The sequence below is a fragment of the Streptomyces sp. NPDC028289 genome (assembly GCF_055565975.1).
The window spans coordinates 1,272,004-1,287,004 of sequence record NZ_JBVHTI010000002.1 but is presented as its reverse complement, the minus strand read 5'-3'; the positions used below and the strand labels follow the sequence as shown (position 1 = coordinate 1,287,004).

The following is a 15,001-nucleotide window of genomic DNA, read 5'->3' as shown; positions in this document are numbered from 1 at the left end:
CTCCGTGTGACCTGCGACGACGGGAGTTTCCCGAGCCCCGAGTACCGCCGGTAACCCCGGGGCGTTCCGGCGCTGCCAACTGGCTTGCTTTCGGGGTCTGTTCGGCGGATTCCCATCGGTGAGCGCCGGGCGGCGGTTGCGGGGCGGGATTCGACAGAACCTGGGAAGGGATCTTTACAGCTCTGTCGGCGCGAGCGGAACCGGAGGGCGCCGCGCTCAACCGGGCCGCGCCGGCCGCGCTGCGGCTGTCGCTGCCGAGGCGCCGACTCGCACAGGCGGACCCGCCACGGACCGGACGGACGTCGAGAGCGGGCGCCTCTGCCGGTTTCCACGGGTCGAAGCCGGCGAGACGGATGCGACAGCCGTCGGCGGAGCCGGGTTCGGGCTACGGACACGGAGTGAACCCGGCCGGACGCACGACCGCAGACCGTCCGTGGGCCATGGCGGGCTCGAGGGCCCGGCACCCGCCCGGATCAGCCGTTCATGGCGTCGCGGACGAGGGCGGTGTCGACGAACTGCTCGAAGCGGACGATCAGGCCGCCGCGGACCACGAAGTGGTGGGCGACGCGCACCGCGAGGGGGCGGCCGGTGCCTTTGTGGACGGCCGTGTAGCGGGCCAGGACGACGACGTTCTCGCCGTCGGCGACGTAGGTGTCGTCGTGAGCGGTCCAGCCGTCCCAGTCCTGGCCGAGTTTCTCCATCACGTGGGAGGTGACCCCGTCAGGGGTGCGGTACGTGCCCGCCAGCGGGAAGCCGGCCATCTCCGTCCACTCGACGTCGGGGGCGAGCGTGGCCCGCAGGGCCGCGAGGTCGCCGGCCGCCGAGGCCAGGTACTGGCGTCGGACGACGTCGGCGGGGACGGTGGAGGTGGCGAACTCGCTCATTCTCAGCCCCACTTCATCTCACCCTTGGCGACCTTCGCGCCGATCTGGGCGGCGATCGGCATGCCGTTGTCCGGGTAGCGGGCGACCAGCGCCTCGGTGAGTGCGGCACCGTCCGCGGCCTTGCCCAGCTCCTCCTCGAACGCGAGCAGGTACTCCCGGGTGGCGGTGATGGCGGAGGCGTCGGCGGCGGTGCCGGGGAGGCGGTGGCCGGGGACGACCAGCTCCGGGTTCAGGGCGGCCATCTCGTCGAGCAGGTCGATCCAGGCGGCGCGGTCGCCGGGGGTGGGGGTGTCGGCGACCCAGACGTGCTCCTGCTGGAAGAGCAGGACGCCGCCGAGCAGGGCGCGATGTCCGGCCTGCCACAGGTAGTGACGGTCGGGCAGGACGGCGGAGCCGCCCTTGAGCTCGAAGCGGTGGCCTTCCAGGGTGAGGTCGCCGGTCAGCGGGGTCAGGTCGACCAGACGGGTGGGCAGGTTCGGCCCGAGGGCCGCCCACGCCTTGAGCTTGCCCTCGTAGGAGTGCGCGATGTGCTCGATGACGATCGGGGTCGCGACGAAGACGGCGTCGGGGAAGGCGTCGGCGAGGACTTCGGCGCCGAAGTAGAAGTCGGGGTCGCCGTGGGAGACGAAGACGGTGGTCAGCTTCTTGCCGGAGTCGAGGATCTCGGCGGCCAGGCGGTGACCGTCGGCGCGGGTGAAGCCGGCGTCCACCAGGATCGCCTCGCTCTCGCCGGTGACGAGGGTGGCGGTCTTGTTCTTGATGCCGGCCGGGAAGTCGAGGTCGAGGACCTTGAAGGAAAGGGTGCTCATCGATGGCTCCTTGAACGGGGAAGCGGTCGGAACGGGGGGTGCAGTCGGTACGGGCACCCGCGCAGTGCGGGATTCACCTGACATAACAGTTACTGACTGCTCAGATATTTTCACGCGAGTGTGCCGACTGCAACCGCCGTCGGCGGTGCCGGCACGGTGTGACGGGCGCGACGGCACCCCGGACGGAGGCTCAGGGCAGGCGCGGCAACTCGTCACGCGCCGAATGGCTGAGGATGCGGAGGTCCTCCGCGAACCGCTTGCGATGCGCCGCGGGCAGGGGGTCCAGGAAATACCGGTTGATGTTCTCCCGATGGATCCGGGAGGCCCGTACGGCGGTCTCCGCGCCCAGCGCGGTCAGCCGCACCAGTCGCCCGCGCCGGTCGTCGGGATCCTCCGCGCGCTCGACCAGCCCGGCCGCCTCCATACGGTCCACCAGCCGGGTGGCGCCCCCCGTCGTGAGGACCTGCTCCTGGGCGACGGCCCGCATGGAGAGTCCGGGCTCGCCCGCCCGGCCGAGGATCAGCAGCACCTCGAACATCAGGTGGCTGACACCGCACTCCGCCTCGAGGGCCCGGCCGAGGATGTACTCGAGCCGGTTGGCGGCACCCTGCAGCCGGCCGAACGCCAGGATGAGCTCGTCGTCCGCGGCCTCCTTCGCCGTCGAGATCTCCGTCTGCTCGCCCACGCCCACGCCACCCCTCTGTTCGTCCCGGTACCACCGTACCGATCACGCACCGTGCGCTCGGCCGTCCGGCACCGCGCGTCCGGCCCTCGCCACAGCGTCAACTTCGCACTTCATCGAACCAATTTCCGTCGCTCAAACGGACTGGGTGCGCAGTTGTTCGGACAGCATGCGTCAGACCCGGAGACGCCGTCCCGGCGTCACTTCCGCCGACCTACGGTCCCTACGTCGGACGGGCCGGCGACCGCCGGTCCGTCGCCATCCGCATACGAAGGGGAGGCGCCAGTATGGCGAGCGTGGAAGTGTCGCTGAAGGAAATGATGGCCGGGGTGGAGGGGGCACTGGGAGCCGCGGTCGTCGACTACACCAGCGGCATGGCCCTGGGGACACTGGGCGGGGGCAAGGACCTCGATCTGACGGTCGCGGCGGCCGGGAACACGGATGTCATCCGGGCCAAGGTGCGCACGATGGGAGAGCTGGGCCTCAAGAGCCGGATCGAGGACATCCTGATCACACTGGAGAAGCAGTACCACCTCATCCGGCTGATCACCGGCCGCAGCGGGAACGGCCTGTTCCTCTACCTGGTACTCGACAAGGGGCGCTCGAACCTCGCCATGGCCCGTCACCAGCTGAAGCGGGTCGAGGAACAGCTCGAGGTCTAGCGACGGTCCAGGTTCCGGGCCTTCGTGCGCCCATGATGTGAAAGCTTCTTCAAGTGACCACATCAGCATGATCCCAATTCATGCCTGCACACGGCCCCGAACGGCAAGGATCGGCCTACAGGGCCAGTGCGGCGGTGTCGCGAGGCGCCGCCGCACCTCGGCGCCCCACCCCACCCGACCCGGCAGAGAGCGAGCGGTCATGCAAGTCCCCCTCTACCAGGCCAAGGCGGACTTCTTCCGCATGCTCGGGCACCCGGTACGGATCAGGGTCCTGGAACTGCTCCAGCACGGGCCCGTCCCCGTGCGGGATCTGCTCGCCGACATCGAGATCGAGCCGTCCAGCCTCTCCCAGCAACTGGCCGTCCTGCGCCGCTCGGGCATCGTGGTGTCCACCCGGGAGGGCTCCACCGTCCGCTACGCACTGGCCGGCGGGGACGTCGCCGACCTCCTGCGCGCGGCACGCCGCATCCTCACCGAGCTCCTCGACGGGCAGAACGTCCTCCTCGCCGAACTACGCCAGGCCGACGCGTCCGCCCCGCCGATGTCCACGAGCGGCCGCGGCTGACCGACGGTCGGCGAGCGCATCGAACACCTGCCCGTCGGCGAAGTCGGCTGCCACGTGCTGCGCGGCCCGATCCCCGGTCGACCCACTTCGTGTACGCCCCAGTCCATCAGGTCCGGACAGTTCAGGTCCGTGTCCCGTGAAGTCGTCGATTCAGCGGGCCAGTTGCCGGGCGCCGGGACGCGGTGACACCGCCGCCGCCTGTGAGTTCGCCTCGCGCGTGGTTGCCGGGCAGGCATCCCGCGGAGTCCGCCGCCGTCACGACCGCGCCGGACCCCCCTCGTACGCCGCGCGCAGCACGGTCAGCGCGTCGTCGGTCGTGACCGGTCTGGGGTTGGCGTACGGCTGCCCGGCGACCTGGGTGGCGGCGACCGTCAGGTCGGCTTCCTGCAGGCCGAGTTCGGCGAGGGAGCGGGGGGCGCCGAGGCGGGCGGCCAGGTCCTGGAGGGCGGCCGGGGCGTCGTCCGTGCCGAGGGCCCGGGCGATGGCGGCGGCCGCCTCGGGGGCGGCGGGCGCGTTGAAGGCGAGGGCGTACGGCAGGACGACGGTGTGGGTCTCGGCGTGCGGGAGGCCGAAGGTGCCGCCGAGGACATGGCACAGCTTGTGGTGCAGGCCCATGGTGGTGGCGCCGAGGCAGGCCCCGCACAGCCAGGCGCCGTACAGGGCGCGGGAGCGGGCCGGTACGGCGTCCGGGGCCGCGGCGATCTCCGGCAGCGCGGCGGCCAGCGCCCGTACGCCCTCCTCGGCCATCAGTGCGACCAGCGGCGAGCCGTCGGGGGCGTACAGCGCCTCGACGGCGTGGGCGAGGGCGTTGATCCCGCTGGTCACCGAGAGCGGGACGGGCAGGGAGAGGGTGAGTTCGGGGTCGTAGACGACGCTGCGCGGCAGCACCACGGGGTCGCGGCCGGTGCGTTTGACGCCGTGCTCGGTCAGGCCCCAGACCGGGGTCATCTCGGAGCCGGCGTAGGTCGAGGGCACGGCGATCAGCGGGAGCCCGGTGCGCAGGGCGATGGCCTTGCCGAGGCCGATGGCCGAGCCGCCGCCGACGGCCACGCAGCCGTCGGCGCCCGCGGCCCGGGCCGCCTCGACGCCCCGGTCGGCGACCTCCACGGGGACGTGCATCCGGGCCCCGGTGTGCAGGCCCGCGCAGACGTCCCCGAGCGAGTCGGCGACCGCTCGCGCCGTCGCCGCGCCCCGCTCGCCGCTGAGCACGAGGAGCCGCCGCAGACCGAGGTGCCGGGCCTCCTCGGCGGGTGCGGTGAGCGCGGCGCCGGGGCGGAAGACCACTCGGGAGGGACGGGTCTCGTACACGAAGTCCAAGGGGTTCACGAGCGCTCCAGGACCAGGTCGAAGCGGGCGTGCCGGAACGGGTTCGACACCCCGTACTCCCCGGCCAGGGCGGGGTCGTCGGTCGGGGTGAAGTCCTTGACCAGGCTTTCCTTGACGGCGAACACCGCGTCGGAGTCCAGGTACTCCCCGCCGGCGACGAAGATGTGCGTGGTGACCGGCGCGTGACCCGCGGCCGAGACGATGAAGTGGATGTGGGCGGGGCGGTAGGGGTGCCGTCCGGTGGCCTTGAGGAGGGCGCCCACCGGGCCGTCGGTCGGGATCGGGTAGGCGCTGGGCACACAGGTCCGGAACCGGAAGCGGCCCTCTTCGTCAGCGGTGAACAGGCCCCGCCCGTTGCCGGGCGGCTGGACGTCGGGCTGCTGCACGTCGTAGAAGCCGCTCGGGTCGGCCTGCCACACGTCCAGGACCGCGCCGGGCAGCGGGGTGCCGTCGGCGGAGCGGACGACACCGCTGACCACGCAGGGTTCGCCGTCTCCCACCAGGTCGATGTCGGCGCCGGGTTCCCGGACCGGGGACTCGGTCATGTGGAAGGGGCCGAGGACGGTCGACTCGGTGCTGCCGGGGTCGCTGTGCCCGTTGACCGTCTCGACCAGCATCGACAGGCCGAGGACGTCGGAGAGCAGGATGAACTCCTGGCGGGTGTCCGTGCAGGTCTGCCCGGTCTCGGTGAGGAACGCGATCGCCGCCTCCCACTCGCGCCGGGTCAGCCGGGTCTCGCGTGTGAAGGCGTGCAGATGGCGGACGAGCGAGGCGAGCAGCTCGCGCAGCCGGGGGTCGTCGGTGCCCCGCAGACTGTCGACGGCCTCTGCGGTGACTGCGTCTTCGGTGGTCATGCCGGCTCCTTGCACGGAGGAACAGTGCCCTCGGGTGATCGTAAACCCGTTCACTGTTCAATGAACCGCGGGCCACGCACCGCGCCCGCCCACCGCGTCTACTTGATGAGCGCGTTGGCCACCACCACGATCACCCCGAGCAACGCGTCCGCCGTGCCGATCAGCACGGCGGCCGGCCAACTCCGGGCCGACCAGCGGGCGGTGACGATGCCGAGGCCGAACAGGATGACGATGTTCAGGACGAACACCGGGTACTCGACGCCCTTCGGCGGCCACCAGCCCCAGCCGGCACCCGCGAGCAGGAAGACCGTGGGCAGCACGGCCGTGACCAGCGGCCATTCGTCGGCCAGGGTGTGCAGCACGTCCCAGCGCCGGTGCGGGGCCCGCTCGGCGATGTAGTGAGCGTAGCCGTGGGCCAGGGCGGAGGCGCAGGCGGTGACCAGGAGCCAGAGGGCGTCGTAACGGCGGCCGGCCGCGGAGGTGTGGCCGTACTGGCTGAGCGCGGCCACCATCGAGCAGGCCAGCACGGCGCCGTAGACCCCGCCGAACAGGACGGCCTCGCGGGTGTCGTGCGCACGCGGCTCCGGCACGGCCGCCGTGGAGTCAGCCATGTCCTCCACGATCACCCGGGCCGGACCCGGCCGCCACCGGGCGTGGCCCGACGAAGTGTCCTCCCACCAGGCCGGATGCCGCACATCCTGTCCACGGCCGGGACACCGGTCGGCTCGCTAGGGTCGCGGTATGACGACGCACAGCTTCGCCCTGCACATCCCCGACGCCGCACTCGAACCCGACCCGCTCGACCCGGCGCAGATCGTCTCCGGCGCGCCCGAGGTCACCGGGAAGGTGGTCTGGGAGTCGGCCGACGGCCGGCAGATCCGCGGGATCTGGCAGATCACCCCGGGGGTGGTCACCGACACCGAGGCGGACGAGCTGTTCGTGGTGGTCAGCGGCTCGGCGACCATCGAGGTCGAGGGCGGGGCGACGTTCACCGTGGGCCCGGGTGACATGGCCGTACTGCACGCGGGCGACCGTACGACCTGGACGGTGCACGAGACGCTGCGCAAGGCGTACGCGATCAATCTGTGAGCCGGTCCGCGGACGCGCTCAGCGGGTCGCGGCCGCGGGCATGTTGTAGGGCGTGACCACCTGGATCGCCGACGGCAGGGTCGGACCGGCCGGGGGCAGTGCGCCCTGGGCGCGCATCACCAGGTGGCAGGCCTCGCGCATGTCCTGGCGCAGGTCGTGGTGGAGGACGGCGGACAGCCGGTGCTCGCGCAGCAGGCGCGTGTTGTCGTGGTCGAGGTCGTGGGCGATGAACACGGCGCATGCGCGGCCGAGGTCGGCGAAGGCGCGCAGGGTCGCGATGTTGCCGCCGCCGATCGAGTAGACGGCGCGGATCTCCGGGTCGCGCTCCAGGGCGGCGCGGACCAGGTCGTACTGGGTGGCGTCCAGCCCCTGTCCCTCGGCGATCTCCACCAGGGTGCGCTCGGGGTGCCGGGCTCGCATGGCGCTGCGGAAGCCCATCTCGCGCTCCTCCTCGTTGCGGAAGAAGCCGCTGCTGAGGCTCGTGAGAACGTTGCCGGGCCGGTCGCCGAGCCACTGGCCCATCAGGTACGCGGCGGTGGCGCCGGCGGCCCGGTTGTCGCTGCCGACATAGGCCAGCCGGCCGCTGGCGGGCAGGTCGGTGACGAGCGTGACGACCGGGATCTCCGCCGACCTGAGGCGCCCGACGGCGGCGGTGATCTCGGGGACGTCCGGCGCCTTGAGGATCACGCCCTGCGAGCCGCGGCGGCCTATCCGGTCCAGGGTCCGCACCAGCTCCTCCACCGGCCCGGTCTCCCGGAAGTGGAACCGGGAGCGCACCACCGCCGGGTGCAGGGCCGGCAGCTCGGCCTCCAGCGCGCCCCGCACGGCCGTGGTGAACCGTTCGGGCGCCTGCATCACGATGTCGACCATGAAGGTACGGCCCACCAGCCGGACCTGGGTGCGCTGCCGGTCCAGGTCGGCGATGGCCCGCTCCACCTCGCGGGCGGTGCTCTCCCGGACGCCGCCCCTGCCGTTCAGCACCCGGTCCACGGTGGCCTCGCTGAGCCCGGCCTGCCGGGCGATCTCACGGATGGGGAAGGGGTGGCCCACGGGCTGCCTCCTTGAGGGGTTTTTGACGGGTCGCTGCTGGTTGTTCGAGGGGTTTGTGCTGACAAGAATGGCAGAGCCCCGCCGTGGCCGAGACCATGGCCGTGACCGAAAGCAGGACATCGATGTCCCTCGCCGCCGAACAGGGCCGTGCCTGGCTCTCGCAGCAGGACTGCGACCTCGACGAATTCCGTGCCCTGGTCGAGCGGACCACGGACCCGGCCGGCTACCCGTACGCCTCGGCCGTCGAGGACAACGTCCTGGTCTACGACAGCGAGCGGCTGCGCGCCGCCGACGCGGCCCACGAGGTGCGGACCGAACTCGTCCGCGCCCTGACCGACGGTCCCGGCGTCGCGGTCTTCAGGGGCGCGTTCCCCGATCCGAACGTGGTCGACCGGGCCACCGCGGTCTTCGAGGCGCTCATCTCGGAGCAGCGCGAGTCCGGCGCGGGGGCCGGCGACCACTTCGCGACGCCCGGGGCCAACGAGCGGGTGTGGAACGCCCTGGAGAAGGCGGCGCTGTACGACCCGGACGTGTTCGCCGACTACTACGCCAACGACGTCGTGGCCCTGGTCTCCCGGGCCTGGCTGGGCCCCGGCTACCAGATCACCTCGCAGATCAACGTGGTCGAGCCGGGCGGCGCGGCGCAGACCGCGCACCGCGACTACCACCTCGGTTTCCTCTCCGACGAGCAGGCCGAGGCGTACCCGGCCCATGTTCACCGCCTCTCCCCCGTGCTCACCCTCCAGGGCGCCGTCGCGCACTGCGACATGCCGGTGGAGTCGGGGCCGACGATGTACCTGCCGTACTCGCACACCTACGAGCCCGGCTACCTGGCCTGGCGGCGGCCGGAGTTCCAGGAGTACTTCAAGGCCCGCCACGTGCAGCTGCCGCTCGCGAAGGGCGACGCCGTGTTCTTCAACCCGGCCGTGTTCCACGCGGCCGGCACCAACCGGACCCTCGACGTGCGCCGGATGGCCAACCTGCTCCAGGTGTCCTCCGCGTTCGGGCGGGCCATGGAGACCGTGGACCGGGAGGCGGTGGCCAACGCGGTCTACCCGGTGCTGCGCCGGCGCCGGTCGGAGGGGGCGGGCGAGGCGTGGCTGGAGCACGTCATCGCCGCGAGCGCCGAGGGCTACCCGTTCCCGACCAACCTCGACAGCGATCCGCCGGTCGACGGCATGGCCCCGCCCTCGCAGGCGGACCTCGTGCGGCGGGCGCTGCGGGAGGGGTGGGTGCCGAGGGTGCTGCGGGACGGGTTGCGCGCGGCTGCGGTGCGGCGGGAGAGCTAGGGGTCGACAGGCCGGAGGTCGTCTGCGGGTTCGTTGTAGCTGGTCGCGCGGTTCCTCCCCCAGCCTTCGGCCGGGGGTGCCCCCAGCGCCCCTTGGGGCGCGTCATACATCAAGGAGTTACAAGCACATGCGTATCGGAATCCTCGGTCTCGGCCGTATCGGTGCTTTTCATGCCGAGACTCTCTCCGGGCTCGACGTCGTCGAGTCGCTCGTCTTCACCGACCCGTTCGCGGACGCGGCCAAGGCCGCCGCGGAGAAGTTCGGTGCCGAGGTCGTGGACTCGCCCGAGGCGCTGCTGGCCGCCGGCGTGGACGGCATCGTGGTGGCCGCCGCCACCGACGCCCACCCGGCCCTGATCCTGGCCGGTGTCGAGGCCGGTGTGCCGGTCTTCTGCGAGAAGCCGGTCGCCAAGACCATGGCCGAGGGCGTCGAGGTCCTCAAGGCGGTCCAGGGCAGGGGCGTGCCGATCCAGATCGGCTACAACCGCCGCTTCGACGCGGGCTTCGTCGCCGCACGGGCCGCCGTCCAGGCGGGCGAGCTGGGCAAGCTGCACACCGTGCGCTCCACCACCCTGGACCCGGCCCCGCCGCCGGCCGCGTACATCGCCGCGTCCGGCGGGATCTTCCGGGACTGTTCCGTGCACGACTTCGACATCATCCGCTGGGTGACCGGCCGTGAGGTCACCGAGGTGTACGCGGTCGGCGGCAACCGGGGCGCCGACTACATCCGGGAGGCGGGCGACGCCGACACCACCGGCGCGATCCTCACCCTCGACGACGGCACCATCGCGGTGGTCTCCAACTCCCGGCACAACGCACGGGGTTACGACGTCCGCATGGAGCTGCACGGCTTCGCCGACTCCATCGCCGTCGGCCTGGAGGACAAGCTCCCGCTGCGCTCGGTGGAGCCCGGTGTGACGTTCCCGGCGGGCACCCCGCACGACTTCTTCATGGACCGGTTCACGGCGGCCTACCGCGCCGAGCTCACGGCGTTCACCGAGGTCGTGGCCGGCACCCGGCCCTCCCCGTGCACGGTCGAGGACGCCCTGGAGGCCGGCTGGATCGCCGACGCCTGCACGCTGTCCCTGCACGAGCACCGGCCGGTGACGATCGCGGAGGTCCGCGGGGCCTGACACCCGCGGACTCTCGCACGACGGCGGGGCGGGGACCGGACCACGGTCCCCGCCCCGCCGTTCGTCGTGCCAGGCCCGCAGCCCCTCCACGATCAGCGCCTCCCTCGTCGGGAAGTGCCGGTAGAGCGTGCCGACGCCGGCCCTGCGGACGATCTCCGAGGGCGGGGCCGGCACGGTCCGGCTCCCGTCGGCGGCTCAGAGGCCGTAGCGCACCGCGAACTCGTCCGGGTCGTAGGCGTCCCGGTCCGGGTCGTGCTGAACAGCCGGCCTGGTCTCCACCATGTCCTCCGGGCGGATCCGCTCGGGCAGTGCGCCGAACCGCTCCTTGCGTGTCACGGCCTCGGCCGCGGTCTCCTCGTGGCTCATGCTCGTCCTCCCCGTCGTGGCGGGCGTCACCCGTCACCATGCGAACGCGCGCGCCCCGGCGGGTGTTCCCGAACCCGCCGGGGCGCGCGGAGCCCGCGGAGAGATCCACGGGCCCCGGGAAGCGGCTGTCAGGCGCCGCAGGACCGCAGGAACGTCCGGGTGCGCACCGCGATGGGCAGCGGCTTGTCCGGCTCGCAGGGGTACATGTCCTGCTCGACGATCGCGAACAGGTCGACACCCAGCCGCTGCGCCGCCGCCAGCACCGGACCCAGCTCCGGCACGCCGGCGGGTGGTTCGCACATCACGCCCTGGGCCACGGCGGGCCCGAACGGGGTGCCCCGGGCCTGGACGTCGGCGAGGATCGCCGGGTCCACCTGCTTGAGGTGGAGGTAGCCGATCCGCTCGCCGTAGGTCTCGATCAGCTTGACGCTGTCGCCGCCGCAGTAGGCGTAGTGACCGGTGTCCAGGCAGAGGTTGACCAGCTCGGCGTCGGTCGAGTCGAGGAAGCGCTCGACGTGTGCCTCGGTGTCGATGTGGGTGTCGGCGTGCGGGTGGACGACGATGTCCAGGCCGTACGTCTCCTTCACCTCGTGGCCGAGCCGCTCCATGCCCTTGGTGAGGTGGGCCCACTGCTCGCCGGTCAGCTCCGGCGGCTCCAGGATCTCGGCGGTCTTGTCGTCCCGCCAGAAGGACGGGATGACCACCAGGTGGTTCGCGCCCATGGCCTGGGTGAGCGCGGCGACCTGGCTGACGTGCTCCCAGGTCGACTCCCAGACGGCGGGGCCGCGGTGCATGCCGGTGAAGACCGTGCCCGCCGAGACCTTCAGGTCCCGCTTCCCGATCTCGTCGGCGAGGCGGGCCGGGTCGGTCGGGAGGTAGCCGTACGGGCCGAGTTCGATCCAGGAGTAGCCGGCCTCGGCGACCTCGTCGAGGAAGCGTTCCCAGGGAACCTGCCGGGGGTCGTCCGGGAACCAGACGCCCCAGGAGTCCGGGGCCGAGCCGACCCGGATGCGGTCGAGAGGGTCGGTCATGGGGTCACGGCTTCCCTTCCGGACCGGTCGCGGCGGGTGCGGCGAGGTCTTCCTCTTCGGGGAGCTCCTCGGTGTCGACCCCGCGCACCTGGGACAGCTCGTGCTTGAGAGCCGCGAGCTCGGCGCCGCCGGCCATGTGGTTGGTGAGTTCCTCCAGGGTGATGGCGCTGCGTTCGGCGGAGAGTTCGAGGGTGCCGAGGCGCAGGACGCTGAAGTGGTCGCCGACCATGTAGGCGTGGTGCGGGTTGTGGGTGATGAAGATGACGCCGAGGCCGCGTTCGCGGGCGGCGGCGATGTACTTCAGGACCACGCCGGACTGCTTGACGCCGAGGGCGGCGGTCGGCTCGTCCAGGATGAGGACGCGGGCGCCGAAGTAGACGGCGCGGGCGATGGCCACGCACTGCCGCTGGCCGCCGGAGAGGGTGCCGATGGGCTGGTCGAGGTCGTCCAGGATGATGCCCATGTTGCGCAGTTCGCGGTCGGCGGTCTCCTTCATCCGCGCGATGTCGAGCCGGCGCACGGGCCAGGGGCCCTTGGTCATCTCGGAGCCGAGGAAGAAGTTCCGCCACACCGGCATCAGGGGGACGGTGGCGAGGTCCTGGTAGACGGTGGCGATGCCCTTGTCGAGGGCCTCGCGCGGGGTGGAGAAGCGGACCGGGGTGCCGTCGACGAGGAAGTCGCCCTCGGTGTGCTGGTGCAGCCCCGAGATGATCTTGATGAGGGTGGACTTGCCGGCGCCGTTGTCGCCGAGGACGCAGGTCACCTGGTTCGGGAAGACCTTGAGGTCGACGCCGTGCAGGGCGCGGATGTTGCCGTAGGACTTGCCCGCGCCGCGCAGTTCGACGATCGGGCCGCCGTCGGTGGGCGCCTCGTCCTGGAGGACGGCCCCGTGGGTTCCGGTGGTGTTGTCTGTCATCGGGTCACCTCCTGGTCGCGGTCCGCTGGACCCACAGGTTGATCATCACGGCGCCGAGCAGCATCACGCCGAGGAAGGCCTTGAACCAGTCGGGGTTCCAGCCCGCGTAGACGATGCCCTGCTGGACCATGCCGAACATGAAGGCGCCGAAGACCGGGCCGATCGCCGAACCGGCGCCGCCGGTGAGGAGGCAGCCGCCGATGACCGCGGCGGAGATGTAGATCAGCTCCTGGCCCACGCCCTCGCCGGACTGCACGGTGTTGAAGGAGAAGAGCTGGTGCATGCCGACGAACCAGGCGCCGAAGCCGACCAGCATGAACAGCGAGATCTTGGTGAAGTTCACCGGGACGCCGACCGCGCGGGCGCTCTCCTTGTTGCCGCCGACCGCGAAGATCCAGTTGCCGTACTTGGTGCGCAGCAGCACCCAGGTGGCGATGGCCGCGAAGAACAGCCACCAGAAGATGGTGATCTTCACCTGGACGCCGCCGATGTCGAAGGACGACGCGAAGACCGCCTTGACCTGGTTGAAGCCGTCCATGTTGCTGATGTCGTCGGTGGCGACGTTGCCGGTGACCAGCTTGGTCACCGCGAGGTTCACGCCCTGGAGGATCAGGAAGCTGCCCAGGGTGATGAGGAAGCTCGGCAGGCCGGTCTTGACCACCAGCCAGCCGTTCAGGAAGCCGATGCCCAGCGACACGAGGAGCGCGACGATGACACCCGCCCACACGTTGAGGGTCAGCTGGTAGCTGAGCATGGCGGCGGTGAGCGCCGAGCTGACCACCGCGACGCCGGCGGAGAGGTCGAACTCGCCGCCGATCATCAGGAGGGCCACCGGCAGCGCCATGATGCCGATGGTCGACGACTGGTAGAGGATGTTCGCCATCGAACTGGCCTCGCGCACCGGCGGTGCCGCGATCAGGAAGAAGACGTAGACCGCGACCGCGCCGAGGAAGACGCCGACGTCCGGCCGGGCCAGGATCCGCAGCGCCAGGGGGCGCTGTGCGGTCCGCCCGTCCTTCTCCTTGGGGCCGGGAGCCGGCGGTGTCGCCACCGCCGGCTGTGCCTGCTGACTCATACCGATCACCGGGTGCCCTTCGCGGCGAACGCGGCGACCTTGTCGACGTTGGACTTGTCGACGAAGGCCGGGCCGGTCAGCACCGGCTGCTCGCCGCCGCCCATGTAGTTGCCGTTGTTCTTGTAGAGCCACAGCGAGTCGACGGCCAGGTAGCCCTGGAGGTAGGGCTGCTGGTCCACCGCGAACTCGATGGTCCCCTTGCTGATGGCGCCGGTCAGGTCCTTGTTGAGGTCGAAGGTGGCGATCTTCGCCTTGCTGCCCGCGTCGGACACCGACTGCACGGCGATCAGCGCGATGGGGGCGCCGAGCGTGACCACGTGGTCGATCGCGCTGTCCTGCTTGAGCTTCGCGGTGATCGTCGACTTGACCGAGGTCGGGGACGTGCCGTCGACGTACAGGGTCTCCGTCGTGCCCGAGAACGTCTTCTTCACGCCGTCACAGCGCTGGGTGAGGCCGACGTTGCCCTGCTCCTGGATGACACAGACGACCTTCTTCGCGCCCTCCGTGTTCAGCCGGTTGCCGAGCGCCTCGCCGGCGACCGTCTCGTCCTGGCCGAAGAACTCCATCAGGCCGAGCTTCTTCCAGTCGCTGACACCGGAGTTGAGCCCGACGACCGGGATGTTCGCCGCGGTCGCCTTGGAGATGACGTCCTTCATGGCGTCCGGCTTGGCGAGGGTGACGGCTATCCCGTCGACCTTCTGGTCGATGGCGTTCTGCACCAGGTTGGCCTGGTTGCCCGCGTTCGGGTCGGCGGAGTAGACGAGCTTGACGTTGTCCTTGTCGGCGGCGGCCTGGGCGCCCTTGCGGACGATGTCCCAGAAGGTGTCGCCCGGCGACTGGTGGGTGACCAGCGCGACCGTCATGCGGGGGGTGGACGCCTTGCCCGCGGAGGCCGCCGCTCCTCCCTCTTCGGACTTCTTTCCTCCGGAGCTGCTGGAGCAGCCTGCGAGGGTCAGGGCTGCCGCCGCGGCGACGGCCACCACGGGGACCAGCCTGCGCGAACGGGAGTGGGAAGAGCGGTCCATCCTGCACCTCACTGTGCGACCGGGGAAAGGAAGGGATCCGGCGGATCCCCGTGCCCGGGCCGTCGGAAGTGGCCCGGGTCACTGCTGTGCGTTGGGACGGGATACAAGTCCCTGTGAGGCCCGCTGTCAATACTTTGTTAAGACATCATTTCACATTCAGGTCCGAATGTAAGTACAAACCATTGACAGCGCGACCTTCCCCGATCTACACCTGAGGGGCACTGCCCAACCCGCTCCGAAGGCGAT

The 15,001-nt window shown here is 71.2% G+C and carries 17 protein-coding genes; 5 read left to right on the top strand and 12 right to left on the bottom strand.

The window, feature by feature from the left end; all coding sequences use genetic code 11:
• Positions 1–473: 473 nt before the first annotated feature.
• The 3 genes from ACZ4UV_RS13735 to ACZ4UV_RS13725 form a co-directional block, all read right to left on the bottom strand.
• The gene (locus ACZ4UV_RS13735) at positions 474–884 is read right to left on the bottom strand and encodes a nuclear transport factor 2 family protein (RefSeq protein WP_351485872.1); all 411 of its coding nucleotides are present in this window, start codon (positions 882–884) and stop codon (positions 474–476) included.
• A 2-nt stretch (positions 885–886) separates the two neighbouring features.
• Positions 887–1,693: an MBL fold metallo-hydrolase gene (locus ACZ4UV_RS13730; RefSeq protein WP_451015728.1), complete on the bottom strand. Its 807-nt coding sequence runs from the start codon at positions 1,691–1,693 to the stop codon at positions 887–889.
• A gap of 190 nt (positions 1,694–1,883) precedes the next feature.
• A complete protein-coding gene (locus ACZ4UV_RS13725; RefSeq protein WP_390036800.1) occupies positions 1,884–2,378 on the bottom strand; it encodes a MarR family winged helix-turn-helix transcriptional regulator in 495 nt (164 codons plus the stop codon).
• Between the two features lie 284 nt (positions 2,379–2,662).
• Here ACZ4UV_RS13725 and ACZ4UV_RS13720 point away from each other — a divergent pair, with 284 nt between their 5' ends.
• Together ACZ4UV_RS13720 and ACZ4UV_RS13715 are read left to right on the top strand one after the other, a co-directional pair.
• Positions 2,663–3,037, top strand: coding sequence for a roadblock/LC7 domain-containing protein (locus ACZ4UV_RS13720; RefSeq protein WP_390036802.1), 375 nt, complete (start codon positions 2,663–2,665; stop codon positions 3,035–3,037).
• A gap of 199 nt (positions 3,038–3,236) precedes the next feature.
• Positions 3,237–3,602, top strand: a complete 366-nt coding sequence (locus ACZ4UV_RS13715; protein ID WP_451015729.1) for an ArsR/SmtB family transcription factor — start codon at positions 3,237–3,239, stop codon at positions 3,600–3,602.
• Between the two features lie 255 nt (positions 3,603–3,857).
• Here ACZ4UV_RS13715 and ACZ4UV_RS13710 read toward each other — a convergent pair whose 3' ends face one another.
• From ACZ4UV_RS13710 to ACZ4UV_RS13700, 3 genes are all read right to left on the bottom strand, one after another.
• Entirely contained in the window at positions 3,858–4,919 is a 1,062-nt protein-coding gene (locus ACZ4UV_RS13710) for a maleylacetate reductase (RefSeq protein ID WP_467837950.1), read from the bottom strand.
• 5 nt (positions 4,920–4,924) lie between these two features.
• A complete protein-coding gene (locus tag ACZ4UV_RS13705) occupies positions 4,925–5,782 on the bottom strand; it encodes an intradiol ring-cleavage dioxygenase (RefSeq protein ID WP_451015730.1) in 858 nt (285 codons plus the stop codon).
• A 98-nt stretch (positions 5,783–5,880) separates the two neighbouring features.
• Positions 5,881–6,393: a hypothetical protein gene (locus ACZ4UV_RS13700; RefSeq protein WP_390036806.1), complete on the bottom strand. Its 513-nt coding sequence runs from the start codon at positions 6,391–6,393 to the stop codon at positions 5,881–5,883.
• 130 nt (positions 6,394–6,523) lie between these two features.
• Here ACZ4UV_RS13700 and ACZ4UV_RS13695 point away from each other — a divergent pair, with 130 nt between their 5' ends.
• Positions 6,524–6,871, top strand: a complete 348-nt coding sequence (locus tag ACZ4UV_RS13695) for a cupin domain-containing protein (protein WP_390036808.1) — start codon at positions 6,524–6,526, stop codon at positions 6,869–6,871.
• An 18-nt stretch (positions 6,872–6,889) separates the two neighbouring features.
• On the opposite strand, the gene ACZ4UV_RS13690 is transcribed toward ACZ4UV_RS13695, so the two are convergent.
• The gene (locus ACZ4UV_RS13690) at positions 6,890–7,921 is read right to left on the bottom strand and encodes a LacI family DNA-binding transcriptional regulator (protein ID WP_451015731.1); all 1,032 of its coding nucleotides are present in this window, start codon (positions 7,919–7,921) and stop codon (positions 6,890–6,892) included.
• 122 nt (positions 7,922–8,043) lie between these two features.
• Here ACZ4UV_RS13690 and ACZ4UV_RS13685 point away from each other — a divergent pair, with 122 nt between their 5' ends.
• Entirely contained in the window at positions 8,044–9,210 is a 1,167-nt protein-coding gene (locus tag ACZ4UV_RS13685; protein ID WP_451015740.1) for a phytanoyl-CoA dioxygenase family protein, read from the top strand.
• Between the two features lie 127 nt (positions 9,211–9,337).
• Positions 9,338–10,342: a Gfo/Idh/MocA family protein gene (locus ACZ4UV_RS13680; protein ID WP_451015732.1), complete on the top strand. Its 1,005-nt coding sequence runs from the start codon at positions 9,338–9,340 to the stop codon at positions 10,340–10,342.
• Between the two features lie 195 nt (positions 10,343–10,537).
• Here the strand turns inward: ACZ4UV_RS13680 and ACZ4UV_RS13675 are convergent, their stop codons facing one another.
• The 5 genes from ACZ4UV_RS13675 to ACZ4UV_RS13655 all read right to left on the bottom strand — a co-directional run bounded on the left by ACZ4UV_RS13675 (position 10,538) and on the right by ACZ4UV_RS13655 (position 14,755).
• Positions 10,538–10,708 carry a hypothetical protein gene (locus ACZ4UV_RS13675; RefSeq protein ID WP_177232845.1) on the bottom strand — a complete coding sequence of 57 codons (171 nt, stop codon included), beginning with the start codon at positions 10,706–10,708 and terminating at the stop codon, positions 10,538–10,540.
• A 128-nt stretch (positions 10,709–10,836) separates the two neighbouring features.
• Positions 10,837–11,739 carry a sugar phosphate isomerase/epimerase family protein gene (locus ACZ4UV_RS13670; protein ID WP_451020784.1) on the bottom strand — a complete coding sequence of 301 codons (903 nt, stop codon included), beginning with the start codon at positions 11,737–11,739 and terminating at the stop codon, positions 10,837–10,839.
• A 4-nt stretch (positions 11,740–11,743) separates the two neighbouring features.
• Positions 11,744–12,655: an ATP-binding cassette domain-containing protein gene (locus tag ACZ4UV_RS13665; protein ID WP_467837856.1), complete on the bottom strand. Its 912-nt coding sequence runs from the start codon at positions 12,653–12,655 to the stop codon at positions 11,744–11,746.
• A gap of 4 nt (positions 12,656–12,659) precedes the next feature.
• The gene (locus ACZ4UV_RS13660) at positions 12,660–13,730 is read right to left on the bottom strand and encodes an ABC transporter permease (RefSeq protein WP_390036816.1); all 1,071 of its coding nucleotides are present in this window, start codon (positions 13,728–13,730) and stop codon (positions 12,660–12,662) included.
• A gap of 5 nt (positions 13,731–13,735) precedes the next feature.
• Complete coding sequence (locus ACZ4UV_RS13655) at positions 13,736–14,755, bottom strand: sugar ABC transporter substrate-binding protein (protein WP_390036818.1); 1,020 nt, start codon at positions 14,753–14,755, stop codon at positions 13,736–13,738.
• Positions 14,756–15,001: the final 246 nt, after the last annotated feature.

Coding starts and splice junctions, on each gene's coding strand:
- ACZ4UV_RS13735 (WP_351485872.1), bottom strand. CDS start 884: ATGAGCGAGTTCGCCACCTCCACCGTCCCCGCCGACGTCGTCCGACGC.
- ACZ4UV_RS13730 (WP_451015728.1), bottom strand. CDS start 1,693: ATGAGCACCCTTTCCTTCAAGGTCCTCGACCTCGACTTCCCGGCCGGC.
- ACZ4UV_RS13720 (WP_390036802.1), top strand. CDS start 2,663: ATGGCGAGCGTGGAAGTGTCGCTGAAGGAAATGATGGCCGGGGTGGAG.
- ACZ4UV_RS13715 (WP_451015729.1), top strand. CDS start 3,237: ATGCAAGTCCCCCTCTACCAGGCCAAGGCGGACTTCTTCCGCATGCTC.
- ACZ4UV_RS13705 (WP_451015730.1), bottom strand. CDS start 5,782: ATGACCACCGAAGACGCAGTCACCGCAGAGGCCGTCGACAGTCTGCGG.
- ACZ4UV_RS13700 (WP_390036806.1), bottom strand. CDS start 6,393: ATGGCTGACTCCACGGCGGCCGTGCCGGAGCCGCGTGCGCACGACACC.
- ACZ4UV_RS13695 (WP_390036808.1), top strand. CDS start 6,524: ATGACGACGCACAGCTTCGCCCTGCACATCCCCGACGCCGCACTCGAA.
- ACZ4UV_RS13685 (WP_451015740.1), top strand. CDS start 8,044: ATGTCCCTCGCCGCCGAACAGGGCCGTGCCTGGCTCTCGCAGCAGGAC.
- ACZ4UV_RS13680 (WP_451015732.1), top strand. CDS start 9,338: ATGCGTATCGGAATCCTCGGTCTCGGCCGTATCGGTGCTTTTCATGCC.
- ACZ4UV_RS13675 (WP_177232845.1), bottom strand. CDS start 10,708: ATGAGCCACGAGGAGACCGCGGCCGAGGCCGTGACACGCAAGGAGCGG.
- ACZ4UV_RS13670 (WP_451020784.1), bottom strand. CDS start 11,739: ATGACCGACCCTCTCGACCGCATCCGGGTCGGCTCGGCCCCGGACTCC.
- ACZ4UV_RS13665 (WP_467837856.1), bottom strand. CDS start 12,655: ATGACAGACAACACCACCGGAACCCACGGGGCCGTCCTCCAGGACGAG.
- ACZ4UV_RS13660 (WP_390036816.1), bottom strand. CDS start 13,730: ATGAGTCAGCAGGCACAGCCGGCGGTGGCGACACCGCCGGCTCCCGGC.
- ACZ4UV_RS13655 (WP_390036818.1), bottom strand. CDS start 14,755: ATGGACCGCTCTTCCCACTCCCGTTCGCGCAGGCTGGTCCCCGTGGTG.